The 6,305-nt window shown below is 38.1% G+C and carries 8 protein-coding genes; 2 read left to right on the top strand and 6 right to left on the bottom strand.

The window, feature by feature from the left end; translation table 11 throughout:
- The first annotated feature begins 448 nt into the window (after nucleotides 1-448).
- The gene (locus tag ACFVSW_RS26900) at nucleotides 449-1,270 is read left to right on the top strand and encodes a YitT family protein (RefSeq protein WP_387319711.1); all 822 of its coding nucleotides are present in this window, start codon (nucleotides 449-451) and stop codon (nucleotides 1,268-1,270) included.
- 70 nt (nucleotides 1,271-1,340) lie between these two features.
- Nucleotides 1,341-1,478 carry a hypothetical protein gene (locus tag ACFVSW_RS26895; protein ID WP_387319710.1) on the top strand — a complete coding sequence of 46 codons (138 nt, stop codon included), beginning with the start codon at nucleotides 1,341-1,343 and terminating at the stop codon, nucleotides 1,476-1,478.
- A 55-nt stretch (nucleotides 1,479-1,533) separates the two neighbouring features.
- Here ACFVSW_RS26895 and ACFVSW_RS26890 read toward each other — a convergent pair whose 3' ends face one another.
- From ACFVSW_RS26890 to ACFVSW_RS26865, 6 genes are all read right to left on the bottom strand, one after another.
- On the bottom strand, nucleotides 1,534-2,304 hold the full coding sequence (locus tag ACFVSW_RS26890; protein ID WP_387319709.1) for a class I SAM-dependent methyltransferase: 771 nt from the start codon (nucleotides 2,302-2,304) through the stop codon (nucleotides 1,534-1,536).
- A 110-nt stretch (nucleotides 2,305-2,414) separates the two neighbouring features.
- Entirely contained in the window at nucleotides 2,415-3,167 is a 753-nt protein-coding gene (locus ACFVSW_RS26885) for an exodeoxyribonuclease III (protein ID WP_387319708.1), read from the bottom strand.
- 98 nt (nucleotides 3,168-3,265) lie between these two features.
- Nucleotides 3,266-4,051 carry a divergent polysaccharide deacetylase family protein gene (locus tag ACFVSW_RS26880; RefSeq protein ID WP_387319707.1) on the bottom strand — a complete coding sequence of 262 codons (786 nt, stop codon included), beginning with the start codon at nucleotides 4,049-4,051 and terminating at the stop codon, nucleotides 3,266-3,268.
- 107 nt (nucleotides 4,052-4,158) lie between these two features.
- Complete coding sequence (locus ACFVSW_RS26875) at nucleotides 4,159-4,599, bottom strand: peptidylprolyl isomerase (protein WP_387319706.1); 441 nt, start codon at nucleotides 4,597-4,599, stop codon at nucleotides 4,159-4,161.
- Nucleotides 4,600-4,816: 217 nt separating this feature from the next.
- On the bottom strand, nucleotides 4,817-5,218 hold the full coding sequence (locus tag ACFVSW_RS26870; protein WP_387319704.1) for a CBO0543 family protein: 402 nt from the start codon (nucleotides 5,216-5,218) through the stop codon (nucleotides 4,817-4,819).
- On the bottom strand, nucleotides 5,187-6,191 hold the full coding sequence (locus ACFVSW_RS26865; protein ID WP_387319703.1) for a DUF2515 domain-containing protein: 1,005 nt from the start codon (nucleotides 6,189-6,191) through the stop codon (nucleotides 5,187-5,189). Before ACFVSW_RS26865 ends, ACFVSW_RS26870 begins: the two co-directional genes overlap by 32 nt.
- Nucleotides 6,192-6,305 lie beyond the last annotated feature (114 nt).

Below are 6,305 nucleotides of genomic sequence, written 5' to 3'. Positions count from 1 at the left end.
AAGTTGATTAGCTCATTTGTTACGTTGGCTTAGTTTCAATAAAGAAACTAAAAAATATTGTTTGTTGACGTTTTTGTTTGTTTAGTTTTCAAAGAGCAATAGTTCTACTGTATTCGTCTGCTAATCTATCAATTAGCGACGTTTGTTATCTTAATATATTTTTTCTACCTTGTCAAGCTACTAAAAAATTATTACTTATTTAGCAGTAATTTATTATTTCGTAACAGCGACATTGACTATCATACTATCATAATTTACTTTCGTCAACTATTAATTTTTATGCTTTTCAGGTCGTTCGTTAACACTTTCTTCTTTAATAAGAAAATCTCTTTCCTCAAACTTCTATGTCACAATTTATTCTCTGGTCATTACATACGAAAGCTTATAAACTACAAAATAGATAGAAAAGTGTGCTAAAACAAAATGAATTCAATGAGGTGCGTTATAAGTGAAACAAACTGTTGTTCAGACCATTGCTGTAACCTTTTTTACATTAATTATGGCCTATGCTTTGAATACCTTCCTAATTCCCCACAAAGTCTTAACTGGTGGAATTGCCGGAGTAGCAATCATCATTAATAATTATCTTTCTATTAACACCGGCTGGATTATACTAGCTATTAATCTTCCATTATTTATTATTGGCTATATTCATTTAGGAAAAAAGTTTATGTTCTTAACTGTTTATTCTGTCATTCTATTGTCAGTTTCAATGAAACTGATTCTCATCCATGCTTTTAGCGAAGACATCTTATTATCCAGCGTATTTGGCGGTGTGCTATTCGGATTAAGCGTTGGAGCCAATATTCGTGTCGGTGCTTCAGCTGGCGGCGTCGATATCATTAGTTTAATTTTAGCAAAAAAGAAGGATATGTCAGTTGGCTTTATCATAACTTGTTTGAATTTTGCTATTGTTTTCGTTTCGGCACTAGTATTCGGTGTAGATAAAACGCTTTACACGCTTTTTGCTATCTTTGCGTCTGGCAGGGCGGTCGATGCCATTCACACGAATCATACAAAACTAACAGTCACGATTGTCACGGATAAATGGAGAGATTTGGGTGAAGCGTTACTGAAATTGCATCCGCGCGGGATTACAATGACTGATGCCGAGGGCGTATACTCCCATCATCCTAAAAAAGTTTTAACTACCGTTATCACAAAATATGAATTAGCGGAGACGAAAGAAACGATTAAAAAAAAGGACCCCGGTGCATTTGTTCATATTACAAAAACGATAGAAGTAATGGGGAAATTCCGCAGAGATTAAAAAAGGTTAATTTCCTTATTTTACGGAAAAAATACTAACGTAAATAAATTAAAAAGGAGATGCCGCTACTGTGACATTAATTCAGCCGAGAAATGAGGATGACATTGGATCTGTCAATCCTGCCGGCCAAGACGAACCAGAGAATTCGGGGCAAATGGAGAAAACACCTGAATTCGATGTAATCGGTACCGCTCTTAACGATATCTAGGTTTTAAAAAAATCCATTGCAAAAAGAGAGTCCTCTCTTCTTGCAATGGATTTTTTTATCTTTTTATAGCCTTTAACACGATAGCTTCCCCTTGAAAGGAAATCACTTGATTATTTTCAATCACAATCCTAAATTTATCTTTTACTTTTTGGGAAGCACCAAGGATGTGCGTGGATAATTTGTCCATTTCATTTTGAGGTAAATTCATCCGCTTACACCATGATTCAATACGAAAGGTTTTTTCAAAACGATGCCACTCGCTTATTTCAAAACCAGTTAATTCAAGCATCCGAAGCCATTCGGTTTTTTTCCAGGCCCGAAAGTGACTGTGATCCCGCCATTTTTCTATTGTGTTATAAAATAGATCATATTCATCAGCTTCGGGGACAACATTGTCATCCAGCAAAAATTGTCCATTGGATTTTAAAACGCGACAGGCCTCTTCGATAAATTTATTTACATTCGGGAAATGATGCGGGGCAATCCTGCAAGTCACAATCGCAAATGCTTCATTAGCAAATGGGAGTTGTTCAGCATCAGCTTTTTTGAAATCTACATTTTGATGTCCGTTTTCGCTAATAAATGTTTCAGCCACCCGCAACATCTCAGGCGTTAAATCCACTGCGGTTACTTTTTTAACTAAGGGAGCGAAGGCGTTTGCTGTGTGTCCTCCGCCTGTCGCTATATCAAGCAGCTCTTCCTCCCCATTAATCGTCGCCATCTGCACTAACTTTAGTAAGTCCTTCCCATCTTTATGAACCTTGCTGCTGACATAGGAAGCCGCATTTTTTCCAAATTGCTGAAGGACGTCATTTTTGATATCCATGTTCAATCACTCCCTGAAATTTCCTTTGTATTGTAACTATAAAACAGAAATTACAGAAAGAAAATTACAGTTTTTTTATAATTTAACATAAGAAAAAGTTATCGAAAGCACTATTGGATTTCGATAACAACAGGACAGTGATCACTTCCCATTACATCGCAATGAATGTCAGCATTTTTTAGTCGCTCTCTCATTGATTCGGATACAATAAAATAATCAATCCGCCAGCCAATATTACGTTCGCGTACCTTATTCATGTACGACCACCACGTATAGGCCCCTTCTTGATTTGGATAAAAATAGCGATAGCTATCCACAAAGCCTTCAGAAAGCAAGGCGGTCATTTTTCCTCGTTCTTCATCAGTAAACCCTGAATTACCGACATTGGACTTTGAATTTCGCAAGTCGATTTCTTTATGGGCGACATTCAAGTCACCGCAAAGAATAACAGGTTTTACGGCATTTAATTCTTGCAAATGCTCGAGAATGCGCTCTTCCCATTCAAGGCGATAGCCAATTCTGGCCAAATCACGTTGTGAGTTCGGTGTATAGACATTGACAAGGAAAAATTCAGCAAACTCTAGCGTGAGGATTCTTCCTTCCACCTCACTTTCATCCGTGCCTACACCATATTTGACAGAAAGTGGTTCAATCTTAGTGAAAACAGCCGTACCTGAATAGCCTTTCTTTACAGCATAATTCCAGTACTGATGATATCCTTGCAGTTCAAGGCTAATTTGACCTGCTTGTAATTTTGTCTCTTGAATACAGAAAATATCTGCATTTACTTCCTGAAAATAATCTAAAAATCCCTTTTTCACGCATGCCCTGAGGCCATTTACATTCCAAGATACTAGTTTCATTTTTTCGATTCCTTCTCCCTTACTGTATAAAAGATTAATAGAAAACATTTTATCAGATTTTTGACAATCGGCAAAAAAAAGCAGCTCGCGGCCGCCTTTTAATGTGGAATAAAATACTTTTCAGTTAATCTTCCTGAAAAAAGTTCTGAGACTGGAACAATTTTGATATGCCGCTTTTCGAACTCTTCCATTGATTGGAAAATACCAACCGAACAAACTTTACCGGTCACGCCAACATGGCCAATCGCTATTCCCGTGCCTTTTATTTCGGTTACTCTTGCCAAACGGGCCATCTGTTTACGAACATAGGAAGAAGAGGAGATATCATCAAGGAATACATCTCTTTTTAATAAGGGTACCCCAAGTTCTTTCGCCATTTCGGGGAATTGTGATTTAGGACTTGTGCCGCTATCGATAATATAAAGATTTTTTTCCTTTGCCACTTCTACAATTGCCCGGACAATTTCTTTGTTTTCAACCGCTAGAGACCCCATATGGTTGTTTAGCCCGACCGCATGCGGCACAGTTTTGATTGCCTCGTTAACGCGCTGTTTCACTTCTGTAGAAGAAAGGTCCACTGTTATCGGCTTCGGTCCAAGCCATGATCGTTTCCCTCGTTTTGGCTCCATTGACAAGTGAATCATGACTTCAAAACCATTTTTATGGGCCCATTCAGCGTGTTCCCTCGAGTTTTCAGTGAACGGCATAACGGCAGCGGTGATTGGAATGTCACCTTCTAAAAAGTCGCGTACTCCACCGCTACCGCCGCCAAAGTCATCAATGATAATGGCGGCTTTTAAGTCTTTCGTTTCACTTTTTTCGGCAGCATTTACTTGAAATGTTATCAAAAGCATTGGAATAAACATGAACAAAAACCTTTTCATATAGACCTCCAAAAGTAATCTTTTCAAGTTAATTTGCCCACATTATGCTGCATAAATTCTAAAAATGGATCTAAAAAAGAGAGCTATTTCAGCTCCCTCATCCTTACTTATTCAACATCAAAAACCTTTACTTCTACCATTTTGTCGCCATTTCTCATTGCTTTTGCAGCTTCTAAACCAGATGTCACTTGGCCAAATACGGTATGAACACCATTTAAATGCGGCTGTGATTCATGAACGATGAAGAATTGGCTTCCACCTGTGTTTTTTCCTGCGTGAGCCATTGATAGTGATCCAGGAATATGTTTGTGCGGGTTTCCTTCTGTCTCACATTTAATTGTGTATCCTGGACCGCCAGTTCCACGGCCTTCTGGGCAGCCCCCTTGGCTTACAAATCCAGGAATAACACGGTGGAAGGTTAATCCATCATAGAAACCTTTGTTTATTAATGATTCAAAGTTCTCTACAGTTCCAGGTGCTTCATTTGGAAATAAATCAAATTCAATCTTATCTCCGTTTTCCATTAATATGTATCCTTTTTTCGCCATTTCCAACACTCCTTATGTAAAAAATCATTTTAATCATACACTTTTCAATAAAGAAAAGAAAGCATTGGCACTTTTGACCATTATATTTTCACTGTGGTTGTGATAAAATATTAATAAGGCTCCCTTCCGAACATTCGCTTGTTGCGGGACACTTAACCACTGTACGGACGGCGGGGAGCCCCAATAAAAAGCCGAGACAGCGTCTCGGCTTTTTGTTTTATTTATCTAACCATTGATAAACACCAGAAATAATCGAAAGAAACAGGAAATACCCAAAAAACGTGTATAGATGCTCCCACTGATCAGAATGAACAAAGAAACCCAGCTCTTCCGCGAATTTTTCAAAAACGGTCATTAATAAGCTGATAAATAAAATCAGACCTGCCCTTCCCCATTTATTCACTAGAGAAGTGCAATAAACAAAAACAAGCACGAAAATAGGAAGTCCAATTAGCGTAAAAGCAATATTGACGGAAAAAATCTCAGGGAGCGGTCTTACCGGAAACTGATACATCTGCTTCCCAACAAAAAAAAGGTCTAAATACGTTCCAAGCAAGATGCCGAGAATTATACAAGCAAAATAATTCTTATTCCAAAAAGTTAATCGTTTTTTTTGCAAGGGCTGCAACCTCGAGCCGTTCAAGTGTTTTACAGTATTCATTTCTGATCTCTTCATTTATCTGTTCGTTCTCCTCCACTAAATAATCCACAACCCGCCAGTCATCAAACCAATCCCCTTTTTCCGCTTCCATCTGGCTGACATTTTTCCATGCATTCTCCAGTCTTGGACTATAAAATCTTTTTGCTCCCTTTCTAAGCTGACATGCTTTTAATCGAATCGGATAGGTGAAGCCTGGAAGTCCTTCCTTAATATTATTAAAGAGATGCGGCCAGTAATCTTTTCTTGAACCCGTATGCGGATGGCTTTTGGCCCACTCCACAACCCCCCTTAGAAAATCCTTATTTTTAAAGAGGACAGAATATAACCTTTTCCCAAGTAAAATCCGCTCGTTTACTGATTCAAATTGATGAAGTGTCTGCCCTGCTAGTTCCCCGTCAGCATACGGAAAAAGAATATGATTAAATGACAGCCAGTCCTGGAGCATAAATTCAATTTTATTTAATACTTCCTTTTGATAAACTGGATGCTGAACCACTCTTTTTTCCAAGTAGCTTTGTTCATTGATGACCAAGGCAATACAAAGAATATAAGTATCTTGGTTTCTCCAAAAATGGTTCCAAATCGTCTCCATGAATGTTGAGATGTTTAAATAAGATAATAAGTAAAACAAGGGTTTCTTTTGTTTTAAGCTTTCCTTGTACAGTATGAATTGTGGATAGACGTCTTGAAATATTAGCCAATTGCCGCGCTCTAAAAAGTTAAAAAACGAGTTCCGCTCCTTTTTCGACAGCAACCGAGTTAGAAACTCCCCCTTTAAATCCGTCATATTCCAGCCGCCATTCCGGGAAACCATATGTCCTAAAAATGCCCATTGAATTTCCGGATGATGAAGATAAAAATCCAGGTAGGCCTTCGTTCTCGTAACGTTGTTTAAATTATGTTCAGCGGTCATCGTCCTAATTTTTTCCAATAACTTCCGATCACTCAAAGTTAAATGATGGGAGGTAGCAAAGCCGTCGCTACTTTTCTTCTTTAATTCATCCCTTATTCCTTCAAGTGGTGTTTTTTCGTGACTTCTCGCAAA

Origin of the sequence: Neobacillus sp. NPDC058068 (assembly GCF_042885335.1) — a bacterium.
In the GTDB taxonomy this organism is placed as follows: domain Bacteria; phylum Bacillota; class Bacilli; order Bacillales; family Cytobacillaceae; genus Neobacillus.
The sequence above is the reverse complement of the archived record's forward strand: the minus strand, read 5'-3'. Positions and strand labels throughout refer to the sequence as shown.

What these genes read in the sequence shown, in the direction of transcription:
- ACFVSW_RS26875 (WP_387319706.1), bottom strand. Translation starts at nt 4,599, where the DNA reads ATGGCGAAAAAAGGATACATATTAATGGAAAACGGAGATAAGATTGAA.
- ACFVSW_RS26885 (WP_387319708.1), bottom strand. Translation starts at nt 3,167, where the DNA reads ATGAAACTAGTATCTTGGAATGTAAATGGCCTCAGGGCATGCGTGAAA.
- ACFVSW_RS26890 (WP_387319709.1), bottom strand. Translation starts at nt 2,304, where the DNA reads ATGGATATCAAAAATGACGTCCTTCAGCAATTTGGAAAAAATGCGGCT.
- ACFVSW_RS26880 (WP_387319707.1), bottom strand. Translation starts at nt 4,051, where the DNA reads ATGAAAAGGTTTTTGTTCATGTTTATTCCAATGCTTTTGATAACATTT.